The 14,688-nt window shown below is 72.6% G+C and carries 12 protein-coding genes; 3 read left to right on the top strand and 9 right to left on the bottom strand.

Annotation, left to right across the window (positions count from 1 at the left end; genetic code table 11):
- Positions 1-14 precede the first annotated feature (14 nt).
- From DA085_RS07720 to serS, 5 genes are all read right to left on the bottom strand, one after another.
- Entirely contained in the window at positions 15-1,193 is a 1,179-nt protein-coding gene (locus DA085_RS07720) for an ABC transporter permease (RefSeq protein ID WP_109472390.1), read from the bottom strand.
- On the bottom strand, positions 1,190-2,074 hold the full coding sequence (locus tag DA085_RS07715) for an ABC transporter ATP-binding protein (protein WP_109472610.1): 885 nt from the start codon (positions 2,072-2,074) through the stop codon (positions 1,190-1,192). Before DA085_RS07715 ends, DA085_RS07720 begins: the two co-directional genes overlap by 4 nt.
- Positions 2,075-2,207: 133 nt before the next feature.
- Positions 2,208-2,843 carry a response regulator gene (locus DA085_RS07710; protein WP_109472609.1) on the bottom strand — a complete coding sequence of 212 codons (636 nt, stop codon included), beginning with the start codon at positions 2,841-2,843 and terminating at the stop codon, positions 2,208-2,210.
- 44 nt (positions 2,844-2,887) lie between these two features.
- The gene (locus tag DA085_RS07705) at positions 2,888-4,270 is read right to left on the bottom strand and encodes a sensor histidine kinase (protein ID WP_109472389.1); all 1,383 of its coding nucleotides are present in this window, start codon (positions 4,268-4,270) and stop codon (positions 2,888-2,890) included.
- Positions 4,271-4,420: 150 nt separating this feature from the next.
- Positions 4,421-5,689 (bottom strand): serine--tRNA ligase, encoded by a 1,269-nt coding sequence (gene serS, locus DA085_RS07700; protein WP_109472388.1) that lies wholly within the window; start codon positions 5,687-5,689, stop codon positions 4,421-4,423.
- A 52-nt stretch (positions 5,690-5,741) separates the two neighbouring features.
- On the opposite strand from serS, the gene DA085_RS07695 reads away from it, so the two are divergent.
- Positions 5,742-6,959: a diacylglycerol/lipid kinase family protein gene (locus DA085_RS07695; protein WP_237565377.1), complete on the top strand. Its 1,218-nt coding sequence runs from the start codon at positions 5,742-5,744 to the stop codon at positions 6,957-6,959.
- A 6-nt stretch (positions 6,960-6,965) separates the two neighbouring features.
- On the opposite strand, the gene DA085_RS07690 is transcribed toward DA085_RS07695, so the two are convergent.
- On the bottom strand, positions 6,966-7,451 hold the full coding sequence (locus DA085_RS07690) for a DUF4446 family protein (RefSeq protein ID WP_237565376.1): 486 nt from the start codon (positions 7,449-7,451) through the stop codon (positions 6,966-6,968).
- A 235-nt stretch (positions 7,452-7,686) separates the two neighbouring features.
- Between DA085_RS07690 and DA085_RS07685 the strand changes: the two genes are divergently transcribed.
- Positions 7,687-9,786, top strand: a complete 2,100-nt coding sequence (locus DA085_RS07685; RefSeq protein ID WP_109472386.1) for a hypothetical protein — start codon at positions 7,687-7,689, stop codon at positions 9,784-9,786.
- 84 nt (positions 9,787-9,870) lie between these two features.
- Here the strand turns inward: DA085_RS07685 and DA085_RS20900 are convergent, their stop codons facing one another.
- From DA085_RS20900 to DA085_RS07670, 3 genes are all read right to left on the bottom strand, one after another.
- On the bottom strand, positions 9,871-11,382 hold the full coding sequence (locus tag DA085_RS20900; protein WP_154402130.1) for a plasmid pRiA4b ORF-3 family protein: 1,512 nt from the start codon (positions 11,380-11,382) through the stop codon (positions 9,871-9,873).
- Between the two features lie 79 nt (positions 11,383-11,461).
- The gene (locus tag DA085_RS07675) at positions 11,462-12,247 is read right to left on the bottom strand and encodes a glycosyltransferase (protein WP_109472385.1); all 786 of its coding nucleotides are present in this window, start codon (positions 12,245-12,247) and stop codon (positions 11,462-11,464) included.
- Positions 12,248-12,249: 2 nt separating this feature from the next.
- Positions 12,250-13,119 (bottom strand): DUF5926 family protein, encoded by an 870-nt coding sequence (locus DA085_RS07670; protein WP_109472384.1) that lies wholly within the window; start codon positions 13,117-13,119, stop codon positions 12,250-12,252.
- Positions 13,120-13,183: 64 nt separating this feature from the next.
- Here DA085_RS07670 and DA085_RS07665 point away from each other — a divergent pair, with 64 nt between their 5' ends.
- A complete protein-coding gene (locus tag DA085_RS07665) occupies positions 13,184-14,380 on the top strand; it encodes a 3-hydroxyisobutyryl-CoA hydrolase (RefSeq protein ID WP_109472383.1) in 1,197 nt (398 codons plus the stop codon).
- Positions 14,381-14,688: the final 308 nt, after the last annotated feature.

Raw genomic sequence — 14,688 nt, 5'->3', positions numbered from 1 at the left:
GCCGGGTCAGACCCTCACTCGCCGCCTGCCCAGGCAGCCTTGAGGGAGACGCGTCCGGACGTCTGCAGCAGCGACCGGCGGTAGAGCCGGGTGCCGGCCCCGATGGTCACGAGGCAGAACACCGCGGTCAGGACGAGCGCGAGAGCGGCCTCCCACCACGCCGCGGTGCCGTCGAGCAGCCGCATCGGCATGAGGATCGTGGACAGCACCGGCACGAAGGACCCGATCACCCGGGCCGTGCCCTCCAGGCTGAGGCCGACGATGAAGACCAGCACCAGCCCCATCGTGAGCGGCATCGTGGTGGCCTGCAGGTCCTCGGTCCGTGAGGCCATCGCCCCGGCCGCTGCCCAGACACAGGCGAGCGCGAGGAACCCCAGGATGAAGAACGGGATGTACCAGAGGAAGCCCTGGGTGAGCGTCGAGAGGTACTGGTCGTACTCGGTGAAGGTCAGGCCGACCAGGGCGACCGCGCCCATCACCGCCATCTGGCCGAAGGCCAGCACCGTGTTGCCGAGGACCTTGCCGGTGAGCAGCGCGCGCACCGGGATCGCGGCGGCGAGGATCTCCACGATCCGGGACTGCTTCTCCTCGACGACCGAGCTGGCGATCGCCATCCCGAACATGATGGCGGACATGTAGAACAGCATCGCCATCGCGAAGCCGGCGACCCACACCACGAAGCGCGACTCGTCGTCGCCGCCTGAGATGTCGCGGTTCTGCACCACGGTGCCCGCGGTCAGGTCCTCCACGCTGGTGCCGACCGCCTCGGCGTTGGCCTGCAGGGTCGTGGAGCGCACGGCCTCGCTGACCACGCCCTGGAGCTGGCTGTCCGCCTCGCCGTCGGTGACGAACTCCCACCCGTCGGCGACGGGCAGCAGCGCGGCGTCGGCCGACTCGTCGGTGAGGGCGGTCTCTGCTGCGGCGGCGTCAGCGACCTGCACCGCCTCCAGGACAGCCTCCTCGTCGGTCTCCTGCAGCGCCTCCCTCGCCTCGGCGACCACCGTGGCGCCGTCCTCGCCGGTGACCGCGACCGTGAACGACGGTGCCCCGCCGCCCATGAGGAAACCCTGGACGGCGAAGATGCCGATGATCACGACGATGGTCGCTCCGGTGCCCAGCAGGAAGTTGCGGTCGGTGAGCCGCACCTGGAGCTCGCGGAGCGCCACCAGTGACCAGGGTGACGTGGTGCTCATGCCGCGGCCACCTCTCGGTAGATCTCGCTCAGGGAGGGACGGACCCTGCTGAACTCGCGGACCCCGCCGCGGGAGACGGCCTCGGTGAGCAACCGCTGGGCGACCTCCTCGGTCTCTGGCTCCAGCTGGACGGTCGCGCCGTCGAGGTCGAGCACCCGCACGCCCGGCACGCCCCGCACCCAGCCGGCGTCAGCGGTCAGGCTCAGCACATAGCGCAGCGGGGCGCTGCCACGCAGCTCCTCCGAGGTGCCGCTGGCCACGACCCGGCCCTTGTGCAGCACGACGATCCCGTCGCACAGCCGGTCGACGAGGTCGAGCTGGTGGCTGCTGAAGAGCACCGGAACGCCGTTGGCGGTGTGCTCGCGCAGCAGGTCGGCCATCTGGTCGACGGCCGCGGGGTCGAGCCCCGAGAACGGCTCGTCGAGGATGAGCGCGAGCGGGTCCCCGAGGACGGCAGCGATGATCTGGGCGCGCTGCTGGTTGCCCAGCGAGAGCTTCTCGACCTTCTCCTTGAGCCGCTCGCCGAGACCGAACCGCTCGAGGAGGGACCGGGCCCGGCCCTGCGCATCGTGCTGGCTCATGCCGTGCAGCCGGCCCAGGTAGGTCAGCTGGTCCAGCACGCCCTGCTTGGGATAAAGCCCCCGCTCCTCCGGCATGTAGCCGAAGCGGGTGCGGTCCGCGCGCGTCACCGGACGACCGTCCCAGCTGACGTCCCCAGCGGTCGGTGCGAGCACCCCCATCAGCATCCGCATCGTCGTGGTCTTGCCCGCACCGTTGCCCCCCACGAAGCCGATCATCTTGCCCGCCGGCACCTCAAAGGTGACGTCGTCGACCGCCCGCACCTCGGCATACTGCCGGGTCAGCCCGTGTGCCCCTAACATCTGCACTCCCCTCGTTCCTTCGGTGAGACCCCCAATCTGTCAGGAGGACACCGTCCTGCACATCGGCGGCGAGGGGGATCTTCGGCCTCCGCCGCGCGGGGGAGGCCGGGCCGAGGGGTCCACCCGCAGCGGCTCACTGTGGCGTGACCAGGCCCGCCTCATAGGCAAAGACCACCGCCTGGACGCGGTCGCGCAGGTGCAGCTTGGACAGCACGTTGGAGACGTGTGTCTTGACCGTGGCGTCCCCCACGAACATCTCGGCGGCGATCTCGGCGTTGCTCAGTCCGCGGGCGACGTGACCAAGGACCTCCCTCTCGCGGGCGGTCAGACGGTCCAGCGCCTCCGCGTGCCTGGCCGAGCCCGACCGGCCCCCCTCGGTCATCCGCGCGATCACCCGGCTGGTCACCTCGGGGGCGAGCAGCGCGTGGCCGTGGGCGACGGCGCGCACGGCGTCGACCAGGTCGTCGGGATCGGCGTTCTTGAGCAGGAAGCCGCTCGCACCGGCCGACAGCGCATCGAAGAGGTAGTCGTCACGGTCGAAGGTGGTCAGGATGATCACCCGGGTCGCGTCCGCCACGAGGCGGGTCGCCTCGATGCCATCCAGCACGGGCATCTGGACGTCCATCAGCACCACGTCCGGCCGGACCCGGGCCACCTCGGCGACGGCCTCGCGACCGTTGCTGGCCTGGGCGACGACCTCGATGTCCTCCTCGGTGGACAGGATCATAGTGAAGCCGGACACCAGGAGCGGCTGGTCATCCACGAGCATGACCCGGATCGGACGGTTGGCCGGACCGCCGGTCGCGTGGACGCTCACCGGCCGGCTCCGGCGCCGATCGCCGGGTGGGCACCCACCCCGGACAGCGGGAGGGTCACCCGGACGCGGTAGCCCGCACCGTGCCGCCGGCCGATCTCGACGGCACCGCCGAGCAGCTCGGCGCGCTCCCGCATCCCCTGCTGCCCGAGACCGGTGCCGGACGTCCCGTGGCGTGGCGCGCCGTTGTCGAGGACCTCGACCTCGAGCGTCTCCCCGACGCGCACGACCACCGAGGCGCGGGTCGCCGTGGAGTGGCGGCGCACGTTGGCCAGGGACTCCTGGGCGATCCGGTATGCCGTGAGCTGCAGGGCGGCCGGCACCTCGCCGGCGTCGCCCGGCCGGTTCTCGACGAGGGCGTAGCTGACCTCGCAGGTCGGCGTGCAGGCCTGGTGCACCAGCTCCGGCAGGTCGTCCAGCCCGGGCTGCGGTGCCCGGTCCGTCTCCGGGTCCGGCCCGCCGTCCTCCGTGGAGCCGTCCGCGGCGAGCTCGCCACTGCGCAGGGTGCCGAGCAGCTCACGCATCTGACCGACGGCGTTGCGCGAGGAGCCCTCGATCGCACCGAGCGCCTCGCGCGCGGCGTCCGGGTTCCTCTCCAGGACGCGCCGGGCGGCGGCCGCCTGCACGCCCATCACCGAGACGTGGTGTGCGACGACGTCGTGCAGCTCCCGGGCGATCCGCAGCCGCTCGGCGACCACCGCCTGGTCCCGGAGGCGGGCCGCCTGTGCGCGGACCGTGGCGGCGGCCTCCAGCTCACCCGCGGTGTGGAGGGCACCGCGCCAGACCACCTGGCCGAGCAGGATGGCCCCTCCGAGGAACAGCAGGTTGTTGAGCGTGACCCAGCCGACCGCCGCCGTCGGGACGTTGAACAGTCCGCCGGTGAAGCCCGTGTCGACCCCCAGGCTGTTGTAGATGTCCTGCAGCCCGGAGCTCAGCGCGAAGAGCCAGGCCAGCCAGAGCGCCAGGAGCACGAAGAAGCTGAGCAACAGGTAGCCGAGGGAGCGCCGGTCCCGGGCCCAGGCGACGCCGGAGAACACCGCGAAGAAGTACAGCGCCTGCATCACCAGGCTCCCCGCGACGACCGGCTGGAGCGTCCCGACGACATAGAGGTGCAGGTTGGCGAGCGCGGCGATCACGAGCGGGCGCGACCGGCGCCAGATGAGCAGCACCGCACCGGACGCGGCGGCAGCGTGCTGGGTGAGGACGTCGACCGCCCCGTTCGCGTCCTCGAGGACGCCGAGGCTGCGGGCCAGCTCGATCGACAGGGCGGCCAACAGGTAGGCACCGACGGCGAGCCACACGTCGCTGCGCCGCTGGGCAGCCGTGGGCGTGGGACGCTCCCACTCCTCGTCGGCCCCCAGCAGGTGGGCGATACGGTCCATCCGCCAAGGGTAGGACGGCGCGCGCCGGCGGTGCCTCCCCCGTGCGGCGGAGGTGGACGTCGGCCCGCTGGCTGCCCAGGCCCTGGGTGGCTGCTCAGCAACGGACGTGACGGCGTCCGCCCGCTGGCTGCCCAGGCCCTGGGTGGTTACTCAGCCAACGGGGGTGAGGACGTCGAAGCCGGTGTAGGGACGCAGCACCTCGGGCACCGTGACCGAGCCGTCGGCCTGCTGGTGGGTCTCCAGAAGCGCCACGAGGAACCGTGTCGTGGCCAGGGTCCCGTTGAGGGTGGCGACCATCCGGGTCCCGGACTCGGCACGCTCGCGGGTGTTGAGCCTGCGTGCCTGGTAGGTCGTGCAGTTGGAGGTGGAGGTCAGCTCCCGGTAGGCGCCCTGCGTAGGGATCCAGGCCTCGCAGTCGAACTTGCGGGCCGCGGGTCCGCCGAGGTCGCCGGCAGCCACGTCGATGACGCGGTAGGCCAGGCCCAGGTCGTCGAGCATGCCGCGCTCCCACTTCAGCAGGCTCTCGTGCTGGGTCTCCGCGTCCTCGGGACGGCAGTAGACGAACATCTCGACCTTCTGGAACTGGTGCACCCGGATGATGCCCCGGGTGTCCTTGCCGTAGCTGCCCGCCTCGCGGCGGTAGCAGGTGCTCATCGCGGTGTAGCGGCGCGGTCCGGCGCTGAGGTCGAGGATCTCGTCGGCGTGGAAGCCGGCGAGCGCCACCTCGGACGTGCCGGTGAGGAACAGGTCGTCGGCCTCGAGGCGGTAGACCTCGTCGGCATGGGCGTCGAGGAACCCGGCACCAGCCATGGTCTCGGGGGTCACCAGCGTCGGCACCTGCATCTGCACGAAGCCGGCGTCCCGGGCGCGGTCGAGCGCCAGGTTCATCAGGGCGAGCTCCAGCCGGGCGCCGGGCCCGGTCAGGTAATAGAAGCGCGAGCCGGAGACCTTGGCCCCCCGGGACATGTCGATGGCACCGAGCAGCTCACCCAGCTCGAGGTGGTCCCGGGGCTCGAAGCCCTCGGCCGCGAAGTCACGCGGCGAGCCGACCTCCTCGAGGGTGACGAAGTCGTCCTCGCCACCCGTGGGAACACCCTCGATGATCACGTTGCCGATCGAGCGGAGCAGCCGGTCGCGCTCGACGGCGGCCTCGTCCTTGGCCGCCTCCAGCTCCTTGACGCGGGCGGCGGTCTCCTTGACCTCGGCGAGGAGCGCCTGCTTCTCCTCGCCCTTGGCGGCAGCAACCTTCTTGCCGAACGACTTCTGCTCGGCGCGCAGGCTCTCGAACTGGGACAGGCCGGAACGGTGCCTGCGGTCCGCGTCCAGGACGGCGTCGACCACGCCGTCGTCCTCACCGCGGGCGCGCTGCGAGGCGCGCACCCGCTCTGGGTCCTCACGAAGCTGCCGGATATCGATCACCCTCCCAGGGTACGTGTCCGCGAACGGGGTTACGGGCGGGTACGTTGAGCAGGTGACCGACTGGTGGTTCCTGACCCTGATCGTCCTCGTGCTGATCGCCCTGCTGCTACGCCTCGCGATGTCGCAGACCCACGCAGCCGGACGGCTCCCCGGGCTGGGCCCGGTCCTGGCGGTCGGCGCGGGAGTGTTCGGCTCGGTCGCCCCGGCAGGCGGCAAGCGGGGGCGGCAACGCACCGAGCCGGCCACTGAGGGGCAGGCCCAGGCGGACCGGCCCCGTGCCGCCGTTGTCGTCAACCCCACCAAGTTCGACGGCAACAACACCGACAAGCCGCGCGCCGAGATCGAGGAGGTGTGCCGCACGCACGGCTGGGCCGACCCGCTGTGGCTGGAGACCACCGAGGACGACCCCGGCTACGGGCAGACCAAGCAGGCGCTGGCCGAGGGGGTGGACCTGGTGTGCGCCCTCGGTGGCGACGGCACGGTCCGCATCGTGGGGTCGGCGCTGGTGGGCAGCGGGGTGCCGATGGGTCTGCTGAGCGGTGGCACCGGCAACCTCCTGGCGCGCAACCTCTCGCTGCCGGTCACCAGCCTCTCCCAGGGCATGACGGTTGCGCTGACAGGTGAGAGCTCTCCGATCGACACGGGCAGCCTGCGGCTGCGGCGGCCGCTGCACGCCGACGAGGAGGACACCCCGCCGCCGGTCGACGCGGACGACCTGGATGAGGTCCCGCCGGTGCCCGGCCGGGGCGAGGGGGAGGTCGAGGACCACGTCTTCCTGGTGATGGCCGGGCTCGGGTTCGACGCCGAGGTGATGGCCAACGCGCCGGAGAAGCTCAAGAAGCAGATGGGCTGGGCCGCCTACCTGGTCTCGGGGGTGCAGCGGTTGCGCGGCCCGCAGTTCAAGGTGGAGGTGCAGGCCGACGACGACACCCGCATGCACCGCCGGGTGCGCAGCGTGATGGTCGGCAACGTCGGCAAGCTGACCGGCGGGCTCAACCTCGTGCCGCAGGCCAGGGCCGACGACGGGATCCTCGACCTGGTGCTGCTCTCCCCCGAGGGACTCGTCGGCTGGGGCGCGGTGGTCACCCGGCTCGTGACCCGCAGCAGCCGGGGGCACCAGCGGGTCGACTACTTCACGGCGAAGACGGTCGAGGTGGTGGCCGGTTCCCCGGTGGAGATCCAGCTCGACGGCGACACCCTGGGCCGGGCCACCGCGATGAGCGTCACGGTCAACCCCGGCAGCCTGCTGGTCCGCCTCCCCCGTGACTGAGACCGGTCACCCCCCGGCGGAGTCGTCCCGTGCGGCCGCGAGTGCCTGCTGCTCCTCCGGCGTGAGCGTGGTGTCGCTGCCACCGCCGACGATCCCCTTGGCATAGGTGCGGGACTCCCCCCGCGCGTGGATCGAGCTGATCACCATGCCGTCGCCGTTGTCGTCGATGACCGCCACGGAGAACGACATCCGCCCGCCCATGTCACCGAAGGCGTCGTAGCGCACGACAGCGACGTGCTGCAGCGCCTGGGCGAGGTCTCCACGCAGGCCGGTCACCGACTTCTCCACGGCGTCGATCCGGGCGCGCTCGACACCGATCCGCCGGGCCTGCTGAGCCAGCACCGAGGTCACGTCAGCCGTCCCCTCGCCCCACAGCACGGCATACCGGCGCTGGATGAGCTGGTGCCGCTGGTGGGCGAGCCACCCCAGACCGAGCGCGGCGAGCGCGACGAGCAGGGCCGCGACGGCGACGATCAGGGCGGTGGTGCTCACCCCCAGAGCGTATGCCGATCGCTCACCTCTCCCCGGCGACGGCACGCCCGCAGGCGTCCCCCCATCGCACTCGCTCGCCAGTGCCGTCCGCCCAGAGCCGCCACACGGACTGGCAGTTCGGGCCATCCCGATCCGGACTCAGCACGACCGGGTCGTCGGGGAGCGCGAACTGCCAGTCCGTGTGGTGAGGGTCAACCTCCAGGTCAGGGTCAGGAGGCCTGGATAGTGTCGGGTCATGACCGAGTCCGGAGGGCGCCGCTTCGCGTGGGCGGTGTTCGGACTGGTCGTCCTGTTGCTCGTCGGCACGATGGCGGCGAGCCTGCTCGGAGCGCGCACGACGGGCGTGGGCGCGGAGCCGGTGGAGAGGACCGGGGGCGAGGTCGTGCTCGTGGGGGCACCGGGCCTGACCTGGTCCGACGTCAGCAGGCAGGGCACCCCGACGCTCTGGTCCCTGGTCGCGGACGGGGCGTCGGCGGGGTTGATCGTCCGAGGGACCCACGAGGTCACCTGCCCCGCCGACGGCTGGCTGACGCTGGGGGCCGGCCAGCGCGCATCGGCGGACGACGACGGGGTGCAGGACTGTGCGGCAGTGCCGGAGGTCGTGACGGGCGAGTCGATGACAGGGGGTGACGTCACCGCGAGCGTCCCCGAGTGGCGTTCCTGGGTCGAGGCCGCGCAACGACGCCCCCTGGACTCCCGCCTCGGCACCCTCGCTGCCACCCTCAAGGCGTCCGGGGGCTGCGTCCGGGCGGTCGGTCCGCTCGCTGCGCTGGGGGCAGCCGCGCCACAGGGAGGGGTGAGCCGGTATGCCGAGGGTGGGCTGACGGCCTACGAGCCGGATGTCTGCGGGGTCACCCTGCTGGACGGCGGGGTCGTCTCGGACGCGGGCGACGCGGCCGCCCTCGACGCCGAGCTGGCGGCGCTGCAGGACCGGCTGCCCCGTGACGCGACGCTGGTGGTGGCCGGACTCGCCGACCGGGACGACCGGGCCGCGGTGCAGGCGGCGGTCGTGTGGCGGGAGGGCGTGGTCGCCGGGGCACTGCACTCGGGCACGACGCAGCAGACCGGCCTGGTGCAGACGACCGACCTGACCGCGACCGTCCTGGCCCTGGCGGGCGCGCAGGCCCCCGACGAGGTGAGCGGGAAACCCGTGGAGGTGGTGCCCACCAGGGCGGGCGCCAGCGAGCGGCTGGACACCCTGCAGGGACTCGCCGCCGCGACCGGCGGAGCGCAGGCCCTCGCCGTGCCGCTGCTCGGTCTGGGCTGCCTCCTCGTGCTGGGGGTGCTCGGCGTGCTCGCGGCGACGGGCCGCCGCGCAGCGACCCGGTGGGTGGCGCTGGGCGCGATGGCGTTCCCGTCCTCGACGTTCCTCGCCGGACTTGTGCCGTGGTGGCGGGCCGAGCCCCGCTGGGTGGCGCTCGTCGCCGCGACCGTTCTCCTCGCCGCGGTCCACGCCACGGTCGCGCTGGCCGGACCGTGGCGGCGGCATCCGCTGGGCCCACCGATCGTGGTGGCCGCGCTCACCGTGGTGGTGCTCGGCGCCGACGTCGTCCTCGGCGGCAGGCTGGGGCTGATCTCGATCCTCGGCGTGCAGCCCCTCACCGCGGGACGCTTCCACGGGATGGGCAACGTGGGCTACGGCATCTTCGCGGTGTCCGGGCTGCTGCTCGCCGGGTTCCTCGCGGGCCTGCTGCGGTCGAGACCGATGGCACGACGAACGGCGGCGGTGCTCGTCGTCGGGGTTCTGGGCCTGCTGCTGGTGCTGACCGACGGGGCACCGATGTGGGGCGCGGACTTCGGCGGGGTGCCCGCGCTCGTCGTGGCGGTGGGCGTCCTCGGCCTGGCTGCGGCCGGCATCCATCTCACTCCCCTCCGTGCTCTCCTGATGGGTGCCACAGCCGTGGTCGTGGCAGGGGTCCTGATGCTCGTCGACTGGCTGCGGCCGGCTGGTTCGCGCACCCACCTGGGCGACTTCCTGCAGTCGGTGATGGACGGCGGAGCCGTGGACATCGTGGCCCGCAAGCTGGACCAGAGCCTGGGCATCCTGGTGCGTTACCCCGTCTCCTGGGTGGCGGTCCTCGTCCTGGTGGTGCTGGTGTGGGCGGTGCTCCGTCCCACCTCGTGGGCCGGTCGGCGGCTCGCTCCCCTGTGGCACCTTCCGCTGTCGCGCGCCACCGCCGGCGCCGTGCTGACCTGCGTGACCCTCGGGTGGGCGCTGAACGACTCGGGCATCGCGATCGTCGGCATCGGCCTGGCCGTGGCCATCGCCGCTGCCGTCGCCGTCGGTAGCCAGGTCACGACCGGCGTCCCCCAGGAGCCCTCGCGGGACCAGTGACAACCATCCGGAGCCGCCCACGCACGACCACTGACTCGCGCCCGGTGTGCCCTCACCGGACGCGACTGGCCCGTGGCACCCCTCCTACTGCGCGCCCAGCTCCGACAGCCGCGCCGGCCAGAGCGCGAACACCGCCAGCGCCACGGCGTGCTGGTCCTCACGCGGGTGCGGCGGCAGGCAGGGTGTCCCGGAGGGGTGGAGGACCGCCTTGGTCGGATCCACCAGGTCCAGCACGTCCCACCGGTCCATCCCGAAGGCTCCGGTGCCCAGCCCGCTGCGTGTCATCAGGTCGGCCACGGTGTCCGCCCACTCCCCGGCCTGCCGACCGCGACTCGCCGTGCAGAGGGCGAAGAGCGCCCGCGCCGACTGGACCCAGGGGTTGCGGTGGCGCAGGAGCGCACCGGCGATGAGGCCCACGAACTCCCGGTCGGTGGACCGTCGGGCTGCAGCCTGGGTGCGCAGCAGCCGTCCCTTGTGCTTGCGGAGCAGAGCCAGGTCCACGGCGAGCGCGCGCAGCTCGGCGACCGGCGGTGTCAGGTCCTCGCGGTTGCCCTTGCCGATCCACCGCTCGCCGATGCGGAGCCCGGTGAAGATCTGCTCGACGACGGCCGGCTTCATCCACCCGGCCGAGGTCAGCGGTATGCCGTCCGCACCGGCCAGGTCGACCAGGAACCGGTAGGGCCGGGCCAGCTGGGCGAGGTCGTCGGCGTCCAGGTCGAGCTCTGTGGTGGCCGCGTCCCGGCACATGGCGGCGATCTCGATCACCACATCGGGCGGCGCGATCTCCAGCAGCGGTCCGAGGGCCTCGGGGGGCGGGTGGCCGCCGGCACAGGTCGCGAAGATCTCGTCGGCGGTGGCTCCGACGAGGGACAGCGCCGTGTTGACCTGGTCCAGGTCCAGGTGGCCGGGGTCCCACCCCGTCGGTAGCCACTCCCGCACCTCCTCCCGGAGCGAGGACAGGGCCGGGTCGCTGGCGAAGGCCTCGACGAGCTCCTGGTGGCCCGGGGGTCCTCCCGAGTCCTCCAGCGGCCCGGCCCGCTCCCCGGCCAGGCACCGGGCCCTCGGCGCGTCCCGGTCGAGCGGTCCGGTGGTCTCGAGGTCGACGGTGTGGTCCCAGCCGTCGCCGAAGTCGTAGGTGTAGGCGACCTGGTCCCCCGGCTCCCGCAGGAGCTGGTCCAGGCGCACCTCGGCCTCGGGGGTACCCTCCTCGCCCTCGGCCAGGTCGGCCTCGGTCTCGAAGTGTGCCCCACGCGTGCGCCCCTCATCCGTGGGTGCCCAGAAGCGGTGAAGGTGGTGGCCCTGCCAGCCGAGCGAGCGTTGGATCACCTCGTGGAACGCGTCGAGCGTCACGTCCCCGCGCACCACGAGTCGTCGCCAGACCAGCGGAGTGGTGTGGTCCACCGCAACCCGCACCGTGAGGGACTGGGGCGTGGACGGCGGGGCCGGCAGCTCCACGGCGCGGTTGCGCACCGGTCGGAAGTCGAACTGCTCCCCCGTCCCGAGGGCGCTGATCTGCTCGAGAGCGGCGGAGACCTCCTCCGGTGACATGTTCAGCACCCTGCGGCGGACGTGGTCCATGGGGTCGTCGGGCGACACCCGCACAACGTACCCGAGGGATCGGCCGACTGTGTAGAGGACGCACGCCTCTGAGGGCGTGCCCGTCGCCGCGGATGCGTCAGCTGGTTCCGCGCACCTTCAGTGCCCGGGCGACGTCGCGGTACTGCCGCAGCCGGTGCAGCTGTGCCCCCGGTCCGCGCCCGGTGACCCGGTGGTGCAGCTCGACGGGCACCTCAACGACGCGTCCACGGTTGCGCAGCACGTCGACGGTGAGGCCCACCTCGACGCCCCAGCCCGGGGCCAGCGGCAGGGCCGCCTCGAAGGCCTCCCTCGTGAGGCAGCGCATGCCGCTCAGCGGTTGCGCCATCGTGCGGCCCGCCAGCCGGGCGATGCCGTCGCGGGCCAGACGCACCACGAAGCCGAAACCACCGCCCGAGGTCCTCTGCGGCGGCAGGGTGGCAATCGCCATGTCGGCCTCGCCAGTCACGACGGGCACGCAGAGGTGATCCAGGTTGACGGCGCTCTCCTCCAGGTCCGCGTCGACAAACAGCAGCGCACGCGGATTGTCCGTCTGGTGGGCTCCGCCCTCCTCCGCCTCCAGCAGGGCGACGACCTTCGCACCGCTGGTCATCGCCTGCGCCTTGCCCATATTGGCCTGGTGCTTGACGGTCTGCACGCCGGCCAGGTTGGCGACACGCAGGGTCCCGTCCGTGCTGCCGTCGTCGACCACGACGACCAGGTCGACCACCGTGATCCGGGCGAGCGCATCCAGCGTTGCGCCGAGGCGCTCCTCCTCGTCCTTGGCCGACACGATGGCGGCCACCCGCTCCGGCAACCGACCCTCCGGACCACGACCCGACCCCTGCGGGTCCGGAGCCGGTCCGCTGTCGGTGCCTGACGGCATACTCACCGCAGCGTGACCTGCCGGCTGACCAGGCCGTCGCGGGCCCGGCGCTCCTCCGGGGTGAGCGGGTCGTCCTCGGCCAGCGCGGCGGCATACCGGTCGGCCAGCTCCTGCAGGGGGCCGGTCAGGTCGGCCGGGTCGGTGGCCGGGTCGACCTCGAGCACCGGGACGAGCAGCCCGGCGGCCCGGAACGCCCCGAGCAGCGCCGTGCCCTCGCCGAGGGTGTGCTCGCCGGCCGCCTGCAGACGGGCGAACGCCCTGGTCGCCTCGTCCTCGTCCTCGCCGAGGATCCAGCGGACGTAGGTGCGGTCGCTCATCTTGCACCAGTAGGTCGAGGGCCGGCCGGGCACGGGCACGGTCGGGACGGCGGCCTCGTTGGTCTGCTCGAGGGAGGCGAGCACCTCGGGAGTGGCGTCCTCCTCGGCGATCCAGAAGTTGAAGTTGTCCTGCACCTGCACGACCAGCTCGGTCCCGTCGGCCAGGACGTCCTGGAGGCGAGGGGTCTCGGCCGTCGCGGTCGGGATCGCCGGCACCGGCTGGCCGGGCTCGGTGGCCTGCGCGGTCTGCGCGGCGAGCACGATGTCCCGGCTGGCGTCACCGCTGTGCGTGCGCGACTGCAGCGCCACGAGGATCTCTCCGCTGGCACGGTGGAGCGCCGGCAGGGCCCCGGGGAGCACAGAAACCAGGGTCACCTCCCGCGGCGTGCCGTCGAGCTCCATGGTGACCTGAGCCGTCGCCGCCGGGATGATCTCGCGCATCGCGACCCAGTCGGTCTCGTTGGCCAGTCCCTCGAACGGTCGGTTGACGAACGGGGCCCGGGCCGGAGCCTTGGTGCCCTCGGCCTGCCGCTTGCGTCGTGATGCCTTACCCATGCGCGGAAGTCTACGTGCGCAGCCACCACCCACCGGCTCGCGCCGTCGCCGTAGGGTCGTGCCCATGACCTCCACCACTGCTGCCGAGCTCACGTTCGCCCCCGCTCCCGGCCACACCCCTGATGTGGAGTATGCCGTCGCGCACCGGATCGGTCGGGTGCGGCTCAACCGTCCGCGGGCCCTGAACTCGCTGACGACGGACATGTGCGTCTCACTCCTGTTCCAGCTGCGGGCCTGGGCGGTCGACGACGGTGTGGGGGCCGTCTTCATCGAGGGCGCGGGAGACAAGGGCCTGTGCGCCGGAGGGGACGTGCGGGCGCTGCGCGAGCTGATCCTGGCGGGCGAGCAGGAGGAGGTGCTGCGCTTCTGGCAGGAGGAGTACCAGCTGAACGCGTTGATCGCGGACTATCCCAAGCCGTATGTCGCCTGGATGGACGGCGTCGTGATGGGCGGCGGGGTCGGGATCTCGGCGCACGGTTCGAAGCGGCTGGTCACCGAGCGCGCCAAGGTCGCGATGCCCGAGACCATCATCGGCTTCTTCCCGGACGTGGGCGGGCTCTACTACCTGGCCCACGCCCCCGGCGAGCTGGGCACCCACGTGGCACTGACCGGCCTGCCGGTCGGACCCGCCGATGCGGTCGTGCTGGGGGTGGCCGACGGGGTGGTGGCGCAGGGTGACAAGGAGCGCGTGCTGGCCGACCTGGCCGCGGGGCTCGAGGCGTCACGACCCGACGGGGCCGAGCCGTCCAGCGCGGAACGGTCTGGCGCCGCACGGTCCGGCGAGGATGTCGAACCGTCCAGCGAGGTTGCCGAACCGGACGGCGAGGATGTCGAACCGGACGGCGGCGACGAGGCAGCACAGGAGGAGGCGCAGGTCGCCCCCGTCTCGGAGCTCGAGGCGCAGCGCGGCTGGATCGACGAGTGCTACGCAGGCCGCGACGCGACACAGATCCTGCGTCGCCTCCGGGAGCACGCCGACCCTGCGGCACGCGCCGCCGGCCAGGCGATCGCGGCCCGCTCCCCACACTCGGTCGTGGTCACCCTCGAGGCGCTCCGCCGGGCCGCCGACATGGACGTCCACCAGGTGCTGGCGCAGGACACCCGGCTCGGCCGGCACTTCGCGGCGCACCCGGACTTCGTCGAGGGCGTGCGGGCCCTGCTCGTCGACAAGGACAACGCCCCACGGTGGGCGGACGCCTCTGTCGCGGACGTCGACCCCACGCAGGTGTTGGCCGCGTTCGATCACCACTCGGAGAACTAGGGTCTGCTCCTGCGCACCGGAGTCCCCCAGCACACATCGGCTGGATGACGGGCCCAGTCGTCGGCCGGCTGCGCCCCGGTGGTCTGGTCTCGGTCGACGGCAGCCGGTAGCCGGTCCTCGGTCGACGGCAGCCGGTGGCCGGTCCTCGGTCGACGGCAGCCGGTGGCGGGTCCTCGGTCGGCGGGCCGTGTTGGGGGGTTCTCGACATGGGTGTGCACCCCGCCGGTGGTGGCGGGGTGCGGGGCGGGGTGGTCACCCGAAGCCGGTGGCGGTGAAGGGTCGCGGGATGTGCCAGATGACCTCGGTCT

Source organism: Ornithinimicrobium cavernae, assembly GCF_003121625.1.
Classification (GTDB): Bacteria; Actinomycetota; Actinomycetes; order Actinomycetales; family Dermatophilaceae; genus Ornithinicoccus; species Ornithinicoccus cavernae.
The sequence above is the reverse complement of the archived record's forward strand: the minus strand, read 5'-3'. Positions and strand labels throughout refer to the sequence as shown.

Bases quoted from the DNA above. Each gene is read 5' to 3' on its own strand.
- DA085_RS07715 (WP_109472610.1), bottom strand. From the start codon at position 2,074: ATGTTAGGGGCACACGGGCTGACCCGGCAGTATGCCGAGGTGCGGGCG.
- DA085_RS07685 (WP_109472386.1), top strand. From the start codon at position 7,687: ATGACCGAGTCCGGAGGGCGCCGCTTCGCGTGGGCGGTGTTCGGACTG.
- DA085_RS07665 (WP_109472383.1), top strand. From the start codon at position 13,184: ATGACCTCCACCACTGCTGCCGAGCTCACGTTCGCCCCCGCTCCCGGC.
- DA085_RS07705 (WP_109472389.1), bottom strand. From the start codon at position 4,270: ATGGACCGTATCGCCCACCTGCTGGGGGCCGACGAGGAGTGGGAGCGT.
- DA085_RS07670 (WP_109472384.1), bottom strand. From the start codon at position 13,119: ATGGGTAAGGCATCACGACGCAAGCGGCAGGCCGAGGGCACCAAGGCT.
- DA085_RS07675 (WP_109472385.1), bottom strand. From the start codon at position 12,247: ATGCCGTCAGGCACCGACAGCGGACCGGCTCCGGACCCGCAGGGGTCG.
- DA085_RS07710 (WP_109472609.1), bottom strand. From the start codon at position 2,843: ATGCTCGTGGATGACCAGCCGCTCCTGGTGTCCGGCTTCACTATGATC.
- DA085_RS07720 (WP_109472390.1), bottom strand. From the start codon at position 1,193: ATGAGCACCACGTCACCCTGGTCACTGGTGGCGCTCCGCGAGCTCCAG.